This window comes from Chryseobacterium sp. PvR013, from assembly GCF_017833095.1.
Taxonomy (GTDB): Bacteria; Bacteroidota; Bacteroidia; order Flavobacteriales; family Weeksellaceae; genus Chryseobacterium; species Chryseobacterium culicis_A.
The window spans coordinates 611,465-627,680 of sequence record NZ_JAFIBT010000001.1 but is presented as its reverse complement, the minus strand read 5'-3'; the positions used below and the strand labels follow the sequence as shown (position 1 = coordinate 627,680).

Sequence of the window (16,216 nt, the reverse complement as noted above, 5' to 3'; positions counted from 1 at the left end):
TCGCAAAAATAGACTTTTTCTATCGGATTATACTATGATTTGATATTTATCATTTTTCTTGTCTATAATAATATTACGCATATATATAATATTACGTGTTCAAACACTTTGGATATGCTAAAAATTCCTTATTTTTGCAAACCTATAATTTACAATAAATATGTTTAATAGTTTACAGGATAAATTAGACAAGGCATTACATAATATTTCCGGAAGAGGAAAAATTACTGAAATCAATGTAGCGGAAACCGTTAAGGAGATCCGTAGAGCATTGGTGGATGCCGACGTTAACTATAAAGTTGCAAAAGATCTTACAAAAAGAGTTCAGGATAAAGCATTAGGAGAAAACGTTCTTACTTCCCTTACTCCGGGACAATTGATGACAAAAATTGTTCATGATGAATTGGTAGACCTGATGGGAGGTTCTCAGGAAGGAATTAATCTTTCAGGAAAACCTACTGTAATCCTTATTGCTGGTCTTCAGGGTTCTGGTAAGACTACTTTCTCAGGAAAGCTTGCTAATTATTTACAGACAAAAAGAAATAAAAAACCTTTATTGGTAGCATGTGACGTTTACCGTCCTGCAGCAATTGACCAGCTGAAAGTGTTGGGAGGACAGATCAAAGTTCCTGTTTACACTGAGGAAGGATCTAACAATCCGTCTACCATTGCTGAAAATGCAATTAATTTTGCGAAAGCAAACGGTCATGATGTTGTCATCGTGGATACAGCAGGTCGTTTAGCAATTGATGAGCAGATGATGAACGAGATCAAATCCGTACATTATTTCATCAAGCCGGAGGAAACTCTTTTCGTAGTAGACTCTATGACTGGTCAGGACGCGGTGAATACTGCAAAAGCATTCAACGATGCTTTGAACTTTGACGGAGTTGTTTTAACAAAATTAGATGGTGATACAAGAGGAGGAGCTGCATTGACAATCCGTTCTGTTGTTGAAAAGCCAATCAAATTTATCTCTACAGGAGAAAAAATGGAAGCTTTAGATCTTTTCTACCCGGAAAGGATGGCAGACAGAATCCTGGGAATGGGAGACGTTGTTTCCCTGGTAGAAAGAGCTCAGGAGCAGTTTGACGAAGAGGAAGCTAAAAAACTTCACAAAAAAATCGCTAAAAACGAATTCGGTTTTGATGATTTCCTTAAGCAGATCAACCAGATCAAGAAGATGGGTAATATGAAGGATTTGATGGGAATGATTCCGGGAGTAGGAAAAGCCATCAAAGACGTAGAAATCAGTGATGATGCATTCAAACACATTGAAGCCATCATTTATTCTATGACTCCTGAAGAAAGAAGAAGACCTTCTATCATCAATACACAGAGAAAAGGCAGAATTGCTAAAGGTGCCGGAAGAAAAGTGGAAGACGTGAATCAACTGATGAAACAATTCGAGCAGATGGGTAAAATGATGAAGATGATGCAGGGACCGCAAGGAAAGCAAATGATGCAGATGATGAGCAAAATGCCAAATATGCCTGGAATGGGTGGAATGTTTGGAAAATAAGAAAGAAAAAATCATTCATAAAAAAACTCTCAGGAATTCTGAGAGTTTTTTGTTTTTATGATGATCTGTTTATTTAAACTTATACCCTAGTCCAAGCTGGAAGAAATTCATTTTTAAAGTCTCTCCATCTACAGGATTTTTGATCATATTGGTAAGACCAAAACTATAGCGTGCATCTACAAATAACCCTTTATGAATAGTGTAATCAGCACCTAAGAATAAACCGAAATCAGTGGATTTTAAAGTATCATTCAAATATCTTTCTACATAACGTTCTCCCTCTCTGATTCCTGAAGGATCCGCCATCCCTGCATTCGGACCGCTCATTTCAAACTTCACTTTATTATTCGTCTTAAAACTTACATAAGGACCTGCATAAATACCGAGTTCCGGAGTTACATAATATCTTGCAGAAACAGGGATTACGATTCTGTTAAGATTCATCTTTTCAGTTACTGTAATGCCAGGCATTGAAACTTCTGCTTTTCCTCCAAGATTGGCATATTCAAGCTCTCCCTGAATAGCAAACTTGTTATTGAATTTATGCTCAACCAAGCCCCCAACATAAAACCCAGATTTAGATTTCATACCGCCTTCAATTCCGCCAAACTCAAAGTCTCCTTCACTGGTATTCAGTTTTGATAAAGCATAGCCTGCTTTTAACCCGAATGTAGTTTGTGCGTTTAAACCTGCAAATAAAGCGATTGCAGACGCTAATAAGATTTTTTTCATGATTATTAAATAGTTTTATAATAAAGAAGTCCTAAGACAATTATCTCAGGACTAATGTATATATTTTATCTATTATTTTGCAAATACATATTTAACTCCAAAAGTCACGGAAGTTAAACTGATGCCAAATTTGTAATCATCAGCTCTTCTTGCTCCGTCAATATCTCTTTTGTAAGTATTGTATCCAAACTCTCCTATTGTTGCTTCAATTGACCAGTTTTTCGTCAGGAAATAATCCAGTCCCGGTTTGATATTCACTCCAATGTTCGTATAGTTATTTTTTTGTGCAAATGGAGCGGAAAGTATAGGATCTCCACCATCACCTTCACTGTTAAAATCCACTTTTTCCTTTCCAAACTCTAACGGAACCTGTAATTGTCCAAAGATGTATAATTTATCGGATAAAGTCCAATATTTTCTCACGAATGGAGCAACAACAAATGCATTATCCGTATCTTTAATCTCAACGGTATTAAAGAATCCAGGACTACTTACTTCATATTTTGTAACGGCATTTTTATAGCCTATACCAAGTCCTAATGCTAAGTTGTTATTAACGAAATAACCCACCGTAGGAAGGATTCTGATCACATCATCCTTTCTCTTGGTTTCAAATTCATTTTTCTCACTGTGATAATATCCTACCTGACCTGAAAGATAAGAAGTTCCTTTTGCAATCTGTGCATTTGACAAACCGAAAAGCGCAACAGCGCCCATCAATACGATTCTTTTCATGATTATATTAGTTTTCTATAAAAAAAAGCCCTAAGAGTTTCTCAGGGCTTTCTTGCTATATGCTTTGTTTATTATTTTGCAAATACATATTTAACTCCGAAAGTTACAGAAGATAAATTCAATCCGAAGTTATAGTTGTTTGTAGCATCACCATCTTTTGGCTTGTAGTTGCTATAACCGAACTCACCGATAGTAGCTTCGATAGACCAGTTTTTGTTTAAGAAATAATCTAAACCTGGCTTCACAGTAACACCGATTTTAGTGTATTTAGCTTCAGTAGAAGTAGAGTTTGTAACAACTGTATTTCCAGAAGTAGCTACAGAGTTAGTTTCAGTTTCAGTTTTTCCAAACTGCATTGGCACTGCTAATTGTCCGAAGAAATATAACTTGTCAGATAAAGTCCAGTATTTTCTTACGAATGGAGCAACAACAAAAGCTGGAGTTTTAACGATGCTTTCGTTTACAACTGTAGTGTTTCCTAAAGTTGCAGTAGTAGTTGCTGTATTTTTTTCAGTTTGGTAACCAATTCCTAATCCAACTGCTAAGTTAGTGTTTACGAAATATCCAACTGTAGGTAATACGTTGAAGTTTTCTTTTTTAAGATTACCGTTGTTAGATTCTTCTTGAGAATAACCAACAGATCCTGATAAATATGTAGTTCCTTTAGCAATCTGAGCATTTGATAAACCGAAAAGTGCAACAGCACCCGCTAATAATATTTTTTTCATTTTAAAAAATTTTAATACTTTCTGAGGGCAAATTTACAGTGGTCCCCACTAATATTAAAATTTGTTAATGTGATTAATATCATTGTTAAAATTTAGAGTTTTGTAAAAATAAATCCTAGCTCAGAGAGGTTGTTAAGTTTTTCACAAGATTATGAATAAAAAAATCATTTTTTTTCAACAGGAGACAAATATATTTGACTTTTTAAATTTTGTATTTTTTTGCAAAACCCCATGAATTCTGGAAAAATGCTAAAATAAATTAACCTAAACCATTAATTTTAAAGTTATTAACTCTTAAAATTTAAACAAATGTTTATTATTTAAGGCTATTTTTCCTTATTTTTAATCGTTATAGATCTACTCTATTAAAAATTCCTGATCAGGAATCCATACAGTCTATATATAAGCTATCAAAAAAAACTCCGGCCTTCGGCCGGAGTTTCATATGCAATTGCTTTTCTTATTTCAAAAAGAAATTATAACCAATGTTAACCGCTCCTACATTCCAGCTATAGCTTCCCCATCCTGGAAGGTCACGCTTGTTGCTGATAGATTGATATCCGATGTACAACTCTCCTTTAGACATTTGATATCCAAATTTAGGCTGTGCATAGAAACCACCATCTACACCATCTTTTGTAGAAATACCGTATCCAAGGTCTAATCCTACAAAGATAGGAGCTCCTTTAAATCTATATTTCCCTGAAACAGCTACAGGAACAAATCCAAAATCATCAAAGTGATCTTTTCCGAAGAAATGAGAATATCCTGTGGTTACCCCAAGGTCAAGACCTTTAGCAATATTCCACATATAAGCTGCATCTACTCCTAATGTAAACGAAGATACATCACTTGCATCAGATACAGGAACACCAATGTGTCCACCGATTTTAAAACCTTCCTGCGCTTGAGCAGCACCTCCTAAAAGTGCAAAAGCACCTAGTAATAATAGTTTTTTCATTTTTTTAGTAGCTTTGAATTACCCTGCAAAAATACTAATTATTTTTCATCATAAAGAGAGTTTAAATGAATGAGCTATGGTACAACAAAAAATCAGGACAAAAATTGCCCTGATTTTTTATTATTTCTTTATAAAATTTTCAGAATTAGTTTCCTCCGAATTTGAAACCTACTCCCACCTGAGCAAAGCTGTTTTTCACAGAACCTCCGCTATTGTCGTTAGATAGGTTGGATACTCCTAAACTGTATCTTGCATCAAAGAAAAGTCCGTTTTCCAACATATATTCCACACCTAAGAAAGGAGCAAGGTTAAGGGATTTGATATCTTTTTTAATATCTACGTCGCCACCTTCGCCTTCCACTTCTACATCAAGGAAGTCTGATCCGATTACCGTCTTTTGCTTCGCAGTAAGGATAAGCCCTACGTTAACACCTGCCGCTAATGAGAAGCCTTCTGTAATGAAATATTTTGCAGAAACAGGAATTAAAAGCGTTCCAAAAGTAATCTTAGTCGACTCACCAAAATACATTCCTCCGGCATTTACTCCATCAATTTTTTCTTTAGCTCCAAGTGGTGAGTATAAAACCTCTCCCTGAACAGCAAAGTTATCATTGAATTTGTACTCAGCCATTCCTCCGATATAGAAGGTATATTTAGCAGACATTTTTCTTCCGTCAAGATCGTCTTGCTTATCATCCAGTTTAATAGTTGACATTGCGAAACCAGCTTTTGGACCAAATCGAAATTCCTGTGCATTTGCGGAAATTCCCATAACAGCAACTGCTGCCATAAGTAAAAGTTTTTTCATGTTTAATTAGTTTTTACATTTAAGGTCTGCAAAACTAATTATTTTTTTCAAATTAACAAATTTTAACTAACTAATTTAAGGTTAATAAAAGGTTAATAGAAACTTTTACTTATTTTCAACTAGTCATTTCTTAGTCTTTTCTCTTCATCATTATAAGCAAGAATAATTTTTCTTACTACAGGGTGTCTTACTACATCCTCTTCTGTAAGATGCACAAACCCGATCTCCTTTACCCCGCTTAAAATCCTCATAGCTTCTTTCAACCCGGATTGCTGTTTTGGTGGTAAATCGACCTGGGTAGGATCTCCTGTGATAATAAATTTAGCATTCATTCCCATTCTGGTTAAAAACATTTTCATCTGAGAATGCGTCGTATTCTGGGCTTCATCAAGAATCACAAAAGCATCATCAAGCGTACGTCCTCTCATGAAAGCCAATGGTGCTACCTCAATTACTTTTTTCTCCATGAAACCTTCCAGTTTTTCATGCGGAATCATATCACGAAGTGCATCGTATAAAGGCTGTAAATAAGGATCCAGCTTTTCTTTAAGATCTCCCGGCAGGAATCCCAAACTCTCCCCTGCTTCTACAGCTGGTCTTGTCAAGATAATTCTTTTTACTTCCTTGTCCCTTAAAGCTCTTGCAGCCAATGCCACACTGGTATATGTTTTTCCGGTTCCGGCAGGGCCAATAGCAAAAACCATGTCCTTTTTCTCCGTTTCCTTTACCAGTTTTTTAAGATTGGTCGTCTTGGCCTTAATCACTTTTCCATTGACACCTTTTACAATAATATCCTGGTCAAATACCAGTTGTTTCTCATTTTCATCTTTAATATTCAATATATTTTCAACGTCTTTCAGTCCTATTGAATTGTTTTTAGAGATAAAACTGACAATATCATCCAGTTTTTGTTTCAGTATGTCTAAAGCTTCCTGATTTCCCATGGCAAAGACGAAATGATCTCTTCCTGTAATTTTAATGGTGGGAAAGCTTGATTTTATTAAGTTGAAATATTGGTTATTAACTCCATAGAAGATTTTCGCATCGATATCTTCCAAATCATATGTTAATTCAAACATGCAGTATTTTTATTTTTAGATTTTAAAATTAAAGCTTTTTTTCAAATTTATATCAAATTCTTTTCAACAATCTTTCGGGCTTTCTTTTTATTTTAAATAACTTTGCAATACTACACTATTCTATAAATTGCTCATGTCAATTATTACCCTTACTTCGGATTTCGGAAATTTAGATTACAGAGTTGCCGCTGTGAAAGGCAAAATTCTGTCTCTAAACCCTGAGGTTAATATTATTGATATAACCCACGACATCCAGGCATTCAACCTTATACAAACTTCGTATATTGTAAGAAATGCCTATAAATATTTTCCAAAAGGAAGCATTCACATTCTTTCTGTAGACAGTTTTTATAACAAATCCAGAAAGAATATCATTTATAAAGCTGACGGATCCTACTTCCTAGCTGCAGACAACGGCCTTTTAAGCCTTATATTTTTTGATATTAAGCCTGAGGCAATCTATGAGCTTACATTGAACAACCGTTTTGATGATATCATCGACTTTACCTCTACAGACATTTTTGTTCCTGCTGCAGTGCATCTTGCCAACGGCGGACTTCCTGAGGTGATAGGACGAAAAATACAATCAGCAAAACAATTGATGTTCCCAAGAGCGGTTTATAACGAATCGGAAGGAATGATCATTGGAGAAGTCACGTATATTGATAATTTCGGAAATATAATATCAAATATCAACAAAGATTTTTTTGAAAATATCAGTAAAGGCTATACCGGTTTTACCATAAAATTCAGAAATCTAAGCCTTTCACGAGTATTTTCCAGCCATACGGAAGTGGTTTCAGACTGGGAAAGGGAGACAGAATTCCATGGACAGTCTGCTGCAATCTTCAATGATAGTCAGTTATTGGAGCTTACCATCTATAAAGGAAGCAAGAAAAACGGTGCTAAAAGCCTGTTTGGATTGAATGTAGGTGAAAATATTTATATCGAATTTAGCTAAGATTATATATTTCTTAAAAAAACCGATTTTTTTTATATATTTGTCAAAATCTAAAAATCAAAAATGGCAGAATACAAATTATTGCTTCCTTCCATGGGAGAAGGTGTTATGGAAGCGACAATTATCACTTGGTTATTCAATGAAGGTGATAACGTAAAGGAGGATGACTCCGTAGTAGAAATTGCAACAGATAAAGTAGATTCAGACGTACCGACACCAGTTTCGGGGAAAATTGTAAAAATTTTAAAGCAAAAAGATGAAGTTGCAAAAGTAGGTGAAGCCATTGCTATTTTAGAAATTGAAGGAGAAGGCACAGCTTCAGAAGAAGTAAAAGCTGAAACTCCGGCGGCTACTCCGGATGCTGACACTTTAAAAGAGATTGAAGAGCCTTTACAAACAGAGGCTGCTTCAAACGTAGAATTCTCAGGAGATCTTTATTTATCTCCACTTGTAAAATCTATCGCACAACAGGAAAAAATTTCTGAAACTGAACTGAAATCTATCAAAGGAAGCGGTTTAGAAGGAAGAATTACCAAAGAAGATATATTAGCTTATGTTGCTAAAAGAGGAAGTCAGCCGGCTCAGCAGGCAGCACCTGTACAAGCAGCTTCTGCACCAAAACCAGCAGTATCTGCACCAGCAGCTACGATTCCGGTAAATGCAGGTGATGAGATCATTCCAATGGACAGAATGAGAAAGATCATCGCTGAAAACATGGTAAAAGCAAAACAAATTGCTCCACACGTAACATCTTTCATTGAAACAGACGTTACCAACGTTGTAAAATGGAGAAATAAAAACAAAGCGGTATTCGAAAAACGTGAAGGTGAAAAACTGACTTTCATGCCGATTTTCGTGAAAGCTGTCGTGAAAGCAATCCAGGATTTCCCAATGATCAATGTTTCTGTAAATGGTGAAAACATCATCAAAAAGAAAAACATCAACATCGGTATGGCTACTGCCCTTCCGGACGGAAACCTTATTGTTCCTGTAATTAAAAATGCCGATCAGTTATCACTTTCTGGTCTTGCAAAAGCCATCAACGATTTAGCTTACAGAGCAAGAAACAAAAAATTAAGACCTGAAGATACTCAGGGAGCAACGTATACAATTTCTAACGTTGGAAGTTTCGGAAACCTTATGGGTACCCCAATCATTCCTCAGCCTCAGGTAGCTATTTTAGCGATCGGAGCTATCGTTAAGAAGCCTGCAGTTCTTGAAACAGCGGACGGTGATGTAATCGCTATCAGAAACCTAATGTTCATGTCTCACTCTTATGACCACAGAGTGGTAGATGGTTCCCTAGGTGGAATGATGCTGAAACATGTTCACGACTACCTTGAAAACTGGGATCTGAACACAGAAATATAAGTAATGAGCAATAAATAATTTTGCTGACTTTACATACTAAACCTCCGATTTTTGGAGGTTTTTTTTATTTTTCAATCGTTAAATTATACAAAATTTCAAAAGCACAAACATCACATGAAATAAATTATAAATACGCAATAAAAATACAAATTAATTATCAAATATTTAATTAAACAAACCTAGTATTTTATTATCAAAACTTTTTTGGAAGTTCTATTTATTAGCATTATTTTTAAACAAATAATACTCAATAATGGATTTGGATTACAGAAAGTATGACATGACAAAATTTTCTGCCTTCACTGAGCAGGATGAAAAACTCATTACTGAAGTTTACGATCAGCTTTCTATAGATTATGATATTTCAGTGATTGATATTGAAGACTCTCCCTATGAACAATTCAGTTCGCATGATATATATCCATTATTCATCCCCCAAATTTGTTACCGGGTAAAGGACATAAATAATAACAGTTCTTTCTACCTTTTTGTTGTCAGTAAAGTTGGGGTTACATCTAGAGGTGGTCGCTTAGGCCGTAAATTTGATACCATTCAACTTTGGGGATTAAAAAAACTTGAAGAAGATTTTGGGTATATTTCCATTAACAAGAAAAGATTGATGGATAAGATTGCAGGAATTTTCAGTAGTTTTAATGTCAATTTTAAAGATCATGATTTCAAAGATTTTTATGTTTTGGGAAGTGATCAATATAAAGTCATGAATTTTTTAACTCCAAAGAGAAAAGAAACAGTAAAAAACTTTCCGAATGAAGATTTTAAACTTGAAGTCAGAAATTCTATTTTGAGTTTCGGAATCCCGGAATCCCTTACCGTTGAAAACGCGGAAATGATCTTAAAGTTTTTAGAAAAAATATAGGATCTGCAAAAAACACGTATTTTTACCCCTCTAAATTAACAAATGCTGAAAATTTTCATCCTTATTAAAAAATCCCTTAAAAATTCCTTCGACAATATCAGGAATGAGCAGCTGAAGCACAATCTCCTTCAGGCCATTCCTTTTTGGATAGGATCTGTGATTACAGGTTTCTTTGCCGTTATGTATGCGCAGGTATTTGCCTGGGGTGAACATTTGATGAATTTTATTTTTGACTGGCATGCATGGATGATTTTCATTATTGCTCCTGTCGGATTTGTACTATCCTGGTGGCTGGTGAAAGAATTTGCACCCAATGCTAAAGGAAGTGGTATTCCACAGGTGATGGCAGCTGTAGAACTTGCTAATCCGAAAGAACACCGTAAAATCAGAAATCTTTTAAGCATCAAAATCATTTTTTTCAAAATCCTTTCCTCCGTCATTCTGGTCATCGGTGGAGGCGCTGTGGGACGTGAAGGACCTACCATTCAGATTGCAGGCTCCGTTTTCAGAAAAGTGAATGAATATCTTCCGGAATGGTGGCCGAAAATTTCCAAAAAAAATATGATTATGACAGGAGCAGCAGCCGGGCTTGCAGCTGCGTTCAACACTCCGCTTGGTGGAATTGTTTTCGCTGTGGAAGAACTGTCAAAAACCCATATCAATTATTTTAAAACAGCTTTATTTACGGCTGTAATTATTGCCGGCCTTACCGCACAAACCTTGGCCGGATCTTATTTATACCTGGGATATCCTAAAACCAATGATGTTTCCTTAATGGTTATGCTTCCCATTATACTTGTTGCAGCCACTGCCGGTATCCTTGCCAGTCAGCTCTCTGTGGTTATGCTTACACTCAATAGCTGGAAAAAGAAAAAACTGAAAACAGATAAATCGAATGTGATATTCCTGATTATTTGCGCATTGATTATTGCTTCAATCGCTTATTTCATCAACAGGGAAATTTTGGGTTCGGGAAAAGAAATCATGGAACGGGTTCTTTTTACCAAAGACAAGCATGAAGACTGGTACGTGCCTATCTTAAGAATGCTTGGCCCTGCCCTTTCATTCACTTCGGGAGGTGCTGGCGGAATTTTCGCTCCGGCTCTTTCTGCGGGTGCCAGTATAGGTTCTGTTATTTCGGGAGCAATTCATTTAACCCCTAACGAAACGAATGTTGTCGTTCTGGCCGGAATGGTGGCTTTTCTTACCGGAATTACCAGAGCCCCGTTTACTTCAGCAATTATTGTTCTGGAAATGACGGACAGGCATTCATTAATTTTCCATCTGATGCTTGCAGGAATGGTCTCTTCTATTGCTTCTATTCTGGTGAGCAGACATTCTCTGTATGATGTATTGAAGGTGAATTTTTTAACAGAATTAAGGGGAAAAGATTCATAATAAGATCGCCTGTCTTAAAAAGCATTCCTATCAATTGTTGGATGAGAAGATATTTTCGCTCAATTTTCGCGAGTACTCTTGCATATAAGAAATATATTTTCTACTTTTGCACCTCGAAATAATTAACAAATTCATTTAACATTATGAACAATTACGAAACTGTTTTCATTTTAACTCCCGTTCTATCTGAGTCGCAGGTAGAGGAAGCAGTGAACAAGTATGTAGATCTTATCAAAGAAAAGAACTGCGAAATCGTTGCTAAAGAAAACTGGGGATTAAAAAAATTAGCTTACCCAATCCAATTGAAAAAGAATGGGTTCTATACTTTAATCGAATTTAAAGGAGAAGGTACTGTAGTAGCTGACTTAGAATTAGCATTCAAACGTGACGAGAGAGTAATCCGTTACCTTACTACAAAACTTGACAAGCATGCTATTGAGTACGCTGTAACAAGAAGAGCTAAAGTAAAAGCAGCTAAAGCTTAATTATTAACCCTATTTTTTAAAAAAGACAAGACATGGCAATAGATGAAATGGCTAAACAAGCCTCTGCAGGAGGAGAATCAGAAGTAAAATTCCTTACTCCACTTGATATCAATACAAAATCTGAAAAGAAATATTGTAGATTCAAAAAATACGGAATTAAGCACGTTGACTACAAAGATGCTGATTTCTTATTACAATTTGTAAACGAGCAAGGTAAAATCTTACCAAGAAGATACACTGGAACTTCTTTAAAATACCAAAGAAAAGTTTCTGCTGCTATCAAAAGAGCAAGACACCTTTCTTTACTACCTTACGTAGCTGACTTATTGAAATAAGACAAAAAATAAATAAAAGAAGAGAGCAATCTCTTCTTTTGTTGCTGAATAAATAATTAATTCTAACTTGATTTTAGAATATTCTAAAATCTTAAAAAAGGACAACAACAATGGATATCATCCTAAAACAAGACGTAGAAAACTTAGGACTTGAGTTTGATACAGTAAGCGTAAAGCCAGGTTATGCTAGAAACTTCTTAATTCCTCAAGGAATTGCTCTTTTAGCTACCCCTAAAAACAAAGCTGCTCTTGAGGCTACTTTAGAAGCTAGAAAAGAAGAAGAAGCTAAATTAATCGCTGCTGCTAACGCTGTAGTTGAGCAATTGAAGAAAACTTCTATCACTATTCCTGCAAAAGTAGGTTCTGGTGACAAATTATTCGGATCTATCAACAATGCAGATCTTTCTGCTGCTCTTGCTAAAGCTGGAGTTTCTGTAGAGAAGAAATATATCAAAATCCCAGGGAACACTATTAAGAGAACTGGTAAAGTAACTGCAAACATCAGACTACACAGAAACGTTGAGTACAATTTCGAATTCGATATCGTATCTGACGCTCCAGTTGTAGCTGCACCAGCTGCTAAAAAAGAAGAAGTAAAATCTGAAGAAGCTTAATTTTAAGCAACTGAGATTTTCTCACAATACAAAACCACTTCAATTTATTGAGGTGGTTTTTTTATTGAACTACCCCGTCTTTTTGCTATGCAAAAATCCACCCCTTCAGGGAAGGGGAATGTAGGAAATCCTAACTGATATTACTCGTTAAATTAGCTTTTTAACAACCTTATACGTAAGAACAGGCAAGAATCTTTATCCCGCATTATAAAACCCGTTACCTCGTACCCCGAATCTCAAACTCTCAAACGCTCCTACTGACTACTTATCCCCTCTCAGTTTATGCTGATATTCCGTAGGAGCAATACCGATTACTTTTTTGAAAATATTGCTGAAAGACGACAAGCTGTTGTAGCCTACCATCATGGCAATTTCGTACATATTATATTTTCCTTCCAGCATCAGTTCAAGAGAGCGGGTAATTCTTAAAGCTCTCAGGAACCGAATGTAATTCATGCCCAGAATTTCTTTAAATTTCCTTGAAAGGGTTCTTGTACTCATTCCGAATTCTTTGGCCGTAGATTCGATGGTAAGAGGCTTTTCAAGGTTAGCATGGATGTATCGTGCAATCTTTAATAATGTTTCATCCTTAGGAAAAGGATGCTGTATGGGAAACGCCAGATGTTTATGTTTTTTTTCCTGTAAAACGCCTTTAAGTGCTTTGAGGAAAAAATATTTAGACGTATCATTTTTTGTGATTTTCCCATCCCATTCTTTAGTATACAAAATCATCTCCCGAAGCAAATTATTCACAGAATAAATGTTGATTTCATCAAAAAAGACACTTTCATTTTCTTCTTTCTTGAAATAAAAATTATACAGATCCACTTTTGGACTGGTAGAAAAAATATAATGAGGTGTTCCCGCAGGAATCCACATAAAGCATCTTGCAGGCAGATACCAGTGCTTCTGATCTGTAAAAACATGTACAATACCACCTTCTGCATATACTAATTGTGCAGAACTGTGATAATGAATCTCCGTAGTTACATTTCCGGTAAGGACATGATAAACGTAAAATTCAGCATCATCTTCTTCTACTTCTTTAAAATGGCTGTTGTTCATCCCATAAAGGTAAGAAGAATTTTCAAAATGGCGTAAATGAGCAAATCTTTTTCTGTTTTCACAAATCAGGTACTATGCTTGTCGCCGTAACTTTGCTGCATCAAAATCATTTTAGCAAAAATCCTTTAATTAATTTATGAATATCATATTTAACGCATGCCGATATCTGTGCATTGCGTTGTGCTTATTATTGAGCAACTTTTCACATTCACAGATGATAGACTACCAACATCTCGGCTTACAGCAGGCTGTAGAGATTGGTCTGAAAAACAACAAAAGCATACAGATAAGTCATCTAAAACAGGAAATGTCCGTTACCAAAGAGAAAGATCTCAAAATGGAAAAACTTCCGGACATTGAGTTTCATACAAGCTACAACCAGGTAACCAACCTGTTTCAACATCAGAACGGGGTATTTAATAAAGCTACAAAGTATGATGCCATCAATGGGATGTATGATTTTACATTATCCGCATCCATTCCGGTATACATGGGTGGCAAAATAAAAAATACAGAGAAAAAAGCAGCTATTGATACTGAAATTTCAGCTTTAAAGACTCATCTGGATGAGAGACAACTTAAAATGGAAATCATTACCGCTTTTCTGCAGATTCATCATTTAAAAGAGCAGCAAAGTCTTATCAATGATAAGATGAAGGAAGATTCTGTTAATATCAAACAGGTAAAAGCTCTGAAAGCGAATGGTGTTGTAACGGTAAATGAAGTGTTAAGAACTTCACTGCAGCTTTCTAATCACAAAATGAGCTGGACGGAACTGGATAATGATATTCAGATTGCAGAACACAAACTGAAAACAATTCTTTCACTGCCGGAAAATCAGGAAATGCATGTGAATACGGAGGATCTTATCTCGGATAATGCAGCAATCCCTTATGTAGATGAACTTACGGAAACAGCTTTAAATAAGAATGAATCTGTCGAAATCACCCATAAAAACCTCTCATTGAAGGAACTGGATCAAAAAATTATTAAAGCCAATTATTTACCCAAAATTACAGCGGGTGGAGAATATTTTTTAAAGTACCCGAATATGATGTTTTTTCCACCTGAGCCCTATGCCTACCGATTGGGAATGGTTGGAGTAAACCTAACCTATCCTATTGAAAATCTGTATAAAAACAAATACAAAATGCAGGAAGGAAAGGAAAATATTGATCTGGCAAAGCTTCAGATAGAGGAAAATGAAGAAAAGATCAGACATAATGTATATGAAGCTTACAAAAAGTTTGAGGAAACAGATCAGAAGGTAAAAATTGCTGAAGAGGCCATTAACCAGGCTAAAGAGAACTATCGTATTGTAAGAACAAAATACGCTAATAAGCTAAGTCTTATCACCGAATTAATTGATGCAGACAATACCTATCTGGAAGCTGAATCTAATCTTATTTCCGTAAAAATTAACAGACAACTTAAATATTATCAACTCCAATATACGATTGGAAACTTATAAAAACTATGGCACAGAAACAATTGACACAAAAGGAAAAAAGAATCAACAAATCTATTACTTTACTGGCCTGGATCCTTATTATAAGCGGAATCACAGGAATGGTAAGCTTCTATCTTTTTTCGAGAAAAAATGTGACTACGAATGATGCACAGATTGAACAATATATCACGCCTGTATCCAGCAAGGTTTCAGGGTTTATCAAAACAATACGATTCAATGAAAATCAGTTTGTACATAAAGGAGATACATTAATTGTCATAGACAACAGGGAATTTGTGAATCAGGTACACATGGCAGAAGCCAACCTTCATGCCAATACGGCAACAATCAGCACTATCGAAAGTGGTGTCAATACCAAAGAAAGTGATACCAAGATTATTGATGCGAAAATTGCTTCCGCAAAAATTGACATCTGGAAAACGGAACAGGATTATAAAAGATACAAAAACCTTTTAACAGAAGATGCAGCAACAGAACAGCAGTTTGAGAATGTGAAAGCTTCTTATGAACAATCAAAGGCTAATCTTTTAGCATTGGAGCAGCAAAAAATTGCAGTAAAAGCCGGAGCCAATGAACAACAGACTAAAGTTGCCCCTGTGAAGAGCCAAATCCAGCAGAGCTCTGCAAGCCTTAATAATGCTCAACTTTATCTTTCTTATACGGTAATCACCGCTCCTTATGATGGATGGGTAGGAAAAAAGACCATTCAGGAAGGACAACTGATCAAAGAAGGCCAGGCTTTGGTACAAATGGTCAGCAAAGAAAAATGGATTATTGCCAATTACAAAGAAACGCAACTTGGGCAGATAGATCAGAGCCAGGAAGTAATTATTACCGCAGATGCCTATCCCAATGTTGAATTTAAAGGAAAAATACTTTCCGTTTCTCCTGCATCAGGATCACAGTTTTCATTAGTAAAGCCGGATAATGCAACCGGAAACTTTGTGAAAATTGAACAGAGATTTCCAGTAAAAATTATTCTTGATCAAAATAAAGACAACGAAAAACTACTTTCCGGAATGAATGTTCTGGTAAGTGCGAAGAAGATATGAGTTTGAGTGTGGGAGAATATTA

General features: G+C 35.7%; 17 protein-coding genes. 10 read left to right on the top strand and 7 right to left on the bottom strand.

From position 1 onward, the window contains the following. Nucleotides 1-160: 160 nt before the first annotated feature. A complete protein-coding gene (gene ffh / locus JOE44_RS02890) occupies nt 161-1,522 on the top strand; it encodes a signal recognition particle protein (protein WP_209784262.1) in 1,362 nt (453 codons plus the stop codon). A 69-nt stretch (nt 1,523-1,591) separates the two neighbouring features. On the opposite strand, the gene JOE44_RS02885 is transcribed toward ffh, so the two are convergent. The 6 genes from JOE44_RS02885 to JOE44_RS02860 form a co-directional block, all read right to left on the bottom strand. Continuing rightward, nucleotides 1,592-2,254, bottom strand: a complete 663-nt coding sequence (locus JOE44_RS02885) for a porin family protein (protein WP_209784261.1) — start codon at nt 2,252-2,254, stop codon at nt 1,592-1,594. A gap of 72 nt (nt 2,255-2,326) precedes the next feature. After that, a complete protein-coding gene (locus JOE44_RS02880; protein ID WP_209784260.1) occupies nt 2,327-2,989 on the bottom strand; it encodes an outer membrane beta-barrel protein in 663 nt (220 codons plus the stop codon). Nucleotides 2,990-3,060: 71 nt separating this feature from the next. After that, nucleotides 3,061-3,717 (bottom strand): outer membrane beta-barrel protein, encoded by a 657-nt coding sequence (locus JOE44_RS02875; RefSeq protein ID WP_105682132.1) that lies wholly within the window; start codon nt 3,715-3,717, stop codon nt 3,061-3,063. Between the two features lie 460 nt (nt 3,718-4,177). Continuing rightward, entirely contained in the window at nt 4,178-4,678 is a 501-nt protein-coding gene (locus JOE44_RS02870) for a hypothetical protein (protein WP_079241869.1), read from the bottom strand. A 145-nt stretch (nt 4,679-4,823) separates the two neighbouring features. Further along, nucleotides 4,824-5,486: a porin family protein gene (locus JOE44_RS02865; RefSeq protein ID WP_209784259.1), complete on the bottom strand. Its 663-nt coding sequence runs from the start codon at nt 5,484-5,486 to the stop codon at nt 4,824-4,826. A gap of 119 nt (nt 5,487-5,605) precedes the next feature. Beyond that, the gene (locus JOE44_RS02860) at nt 5,606-6,565 is read right to left on the bottom strand and encodes a PhoH family protein (RefSeq protein ID WP_209784258.1); all 960 of its coding nucleotides are present in this window, start codon (nt 6,563-6,565) and stop codon (nt 5,606-5,608) included. A gap of 133 nt (nt 6,566-6,698) precedes the next feature. On the opposite strand from JOE44_RS02860, the gene JOE44_RS02855 reads away from it, so the two are divergent. The 7 genes from JOE44_RS02855 to rplI all read left to right on the top strand — a co-directional run bounded on the left by JOE44_RS02855 (nt 6,699) and on the right by rplI (nt 12,606). Continuing rightward, nucleotides 6,699-7,526, top strand: a complete 828-nt coding sequence (locus JOE44_RS02855; protein WP_105682129.1) for an SAM-dependent chlorinase/fluorinase — start codon at nt 6,699-6,701, stop codon at nt 7,524-7,526. A 63-nt stretch (nt 7,527-7,589) separates the two neighbouring features. Next, on the top strand, nt 7,590-8,897 hold the full coding sequence (locus JOE44_RS02850; protein ID WP_209784257.1) for a dihydrolipoamide acetyltransferase family protein: 1,308 nt from the start codon (nt 7,590-7,592) through the stop codon (nt 8,895-8,897). A 253-nt stretch (nt 8,898-9,150) separates the two neighbouring features. Further along, entirely contained in the window at nt 9,151-9,774 is a 624-nt protein-coding gene (locus tag JOE44_RS02845) for a hypothetical protein (protein WP_209784256.1), read from the top strand. 42 nt (nt 9,775-9,816) lie between these two features. Continuing rightward, nucleotides 9,817-11,172 (top strand): chloride channel protein, encoded by a 1,356-nt coding sequence (locus tag JOE44_RS02840; protein ID WP_209784255.1) that lies wholly within the window; start codon nt 9,817-9,819, stop codon nt 11,170-11,172. 143 nt (nt 11,173-11,315) lie between these two features. Beyond that, nucleotides 11,316-11,657, top strand: coding sequence for a 30S ribosomal protein S6 (gene rpsF / locus JOE44_RS02835; protein ID WP_105682125.1), 342 nt, complete (start codon nt 11,316-11,318; stop codon nt 11,655-11,657). A gap of 32 nt (nt 11,658-11,689) precedes the next feature. Then, the gene (rpsR, locus tag JOE44_RS02830) at nt 11,690-11,992 is read left to right on the top strand and encodes a 30S ribosomal protein S18 (RefSeq protein ID WP_034706728.1); all 303 of its coding nucleotides are present in this window, start codon (nt 11,690-11,692) and stop codon (nt 11,990-11,992) included. 110 nt (nt 11,993-12,102) lie between these two features. Continuing rightward, nucleotides 12,103-12,606 (top strand): 50S ribosomal protein L9, encoded by a 504-nt coding sequence (gene rplI / locus JOE44_RS02825; RefSeq protein WP_209784254.1) that lies wholly within the window; start codon nt 12,103-12,105, stop codon nt 12,604-12,606. Nucleotides 12,607-12,867: 261 nt separating this feature from the next. Here the strand turns inward: rplI and JOE44_RS02820 are convergent, their stop codons facing one another. Beyond that, complete coding sequence (locus tag JOE44_RS02820; RefSeq protein WP_209784253.1) at nt 12,868-13,671, bottom strand: AraC family transcriptional regulator; 804 nt, start codon at nt 13,669-13,671, stop codon at nt 12,868-12,870. Between the two features lie 214 nt (nt 13,672-13,885). Here JOE44_RS02820 and JOE44_RS02815 point away from each other — a divergent pair, with 214 nt between their 5' ends. After that, nucleotides 13,886-15,142 carry a TolC family protein gene (locus JOE44_RS02815; protein ID WP_209784252.1) on the top strand — a complete coding sequence of 419 codons (1,257 nt, stop codon included), beginning with the start codon at nt 13,886-13,888 and terminating at the stop codon, nt 15,140-15,142. A 5-nt stretch (nt 15,143-15,147) separates the two neighbouring features. After that, complete coding sequence (locus JOE44_RS02810) at nt 15,148-16,194, top strand: HlyD family secretion protein (protein WP_209784251.1); 1,047 nt, start codon at nt 15,148-15,150, stop codon at nt 16,192-16,194. Nucleotides 16,195-16,216 lie beyond the last annotated feature (22 nt).

Coding starts and splice junctions, on each gene's coding strand:
- JOE44_RS02855 (WP_105682129.1), top strand. CDS start 6,699: ATGTCAATTATTACCCTTACTTCGGATTTCGGAAATTTAGATTACAGA.
- JOE44_RS02850 (WP_209784257.1), top strand. CDS start 7,590: ATGGCAGAATACAAATTATTGCTTCCTTCCATGGGAGAAGGTGTTATG.
- JOE44_RS02875 (WP_105682132.1), bottom strand. CDS start 3,717: ATGAAAAAAATATTATTAGCGGGTGCTGTTGCACTTTTCGGTTTATCA.
- JOE44_RS02810 (WP_209784251.1), top strand. CDS start 15,148: ATGGCACAGAAACAATTGACACAAAAGGAAAAAAGAATCAACAAATCT.
- rpsR (WP_034706728.1), top strand. CDS start 11,690: ATGGCAATAGATGAAATGGCTAAACAAGCCTCTGCAGGAGGAGAATCA.
- JOE44_RS02870 (WP_079241869.1), bottom strand. CDS start 4,678: ATGAAAAAACTATTATTACTAGGTGCTTTTGCACTTTTAGGAGGTGCT.
- JOE44_RS02860 (WP_209784258.1), bottom strand. CDS start 6,565: ATGTTTGAATTAACATATGATTTGGAAGATATCGATGCGAAAATCTTC.
- JOE44_RS02865 (WP_209784259.1), bottom strand. CDS start 5,486: ATGAAAAAACTTTTACTTATGGCAGCAGTTGCTGTTATGGGAATTTCC.
- rplI (WP_209784254.1), top strand. CDS start 12,103: ATGGATATCATCCTAAAACAAGACGTAGAAAACTTAGGACTTGAGTTT.
- JOE44_RS02820 (WP_209784253.1), bottom strand. CDS start 13,671: ATGAACAACAGCCATTTTAAAGAAGTAGAAGAAGATGATGCTGAATTT.
- JOE44_RS02880 (WP_209784260.1), bottom strand. CDS start 2,989: ATGAAAAGAATCGTATTGATGGGCGCTGTTGCGCTTTTCGGTTTGTCA.
- JOE44_RS02885 (WP_209784261.1), bottom strand. CDS start 2,254: ATGAAAAAAATCTTATTAGCGTCTGCAATCGCTTTATTTGCAGGTTTA.
- JOE44_RS02840 (WP_209784255.1), top strand. CDS start 9,817: ATGCTGAAAATTTTCATCCTTATTAAAAAATCCCTTAAAAATTCCTTC.
- rpsF (WP_105682125.1), top strand. CDS start 11,316: ATGAACAATTACGAAACTGTTTTCATTTTAACTCCCGTTCTATCTGAG.
- JOE44_RS02815 (WP_209784252.1), top strand. CDS start 13,886: ATGATAGACTACCAACATCTCGGCTTACAGCAGGCTGTAGAGATTGGT.
- JOE44_RS02845 (WP_209784256.1), top strand. CDS start 9,151: ATGGATTTGGATTACAGAAAGTATGACATGACAAAATTTTCTGCCTTC.
- ffh (WP_209784262.1), top strand. CDS start 161: ATGTTTAATAGTTTACAGGATAAATTAGACAAGGCATTACATAATATT.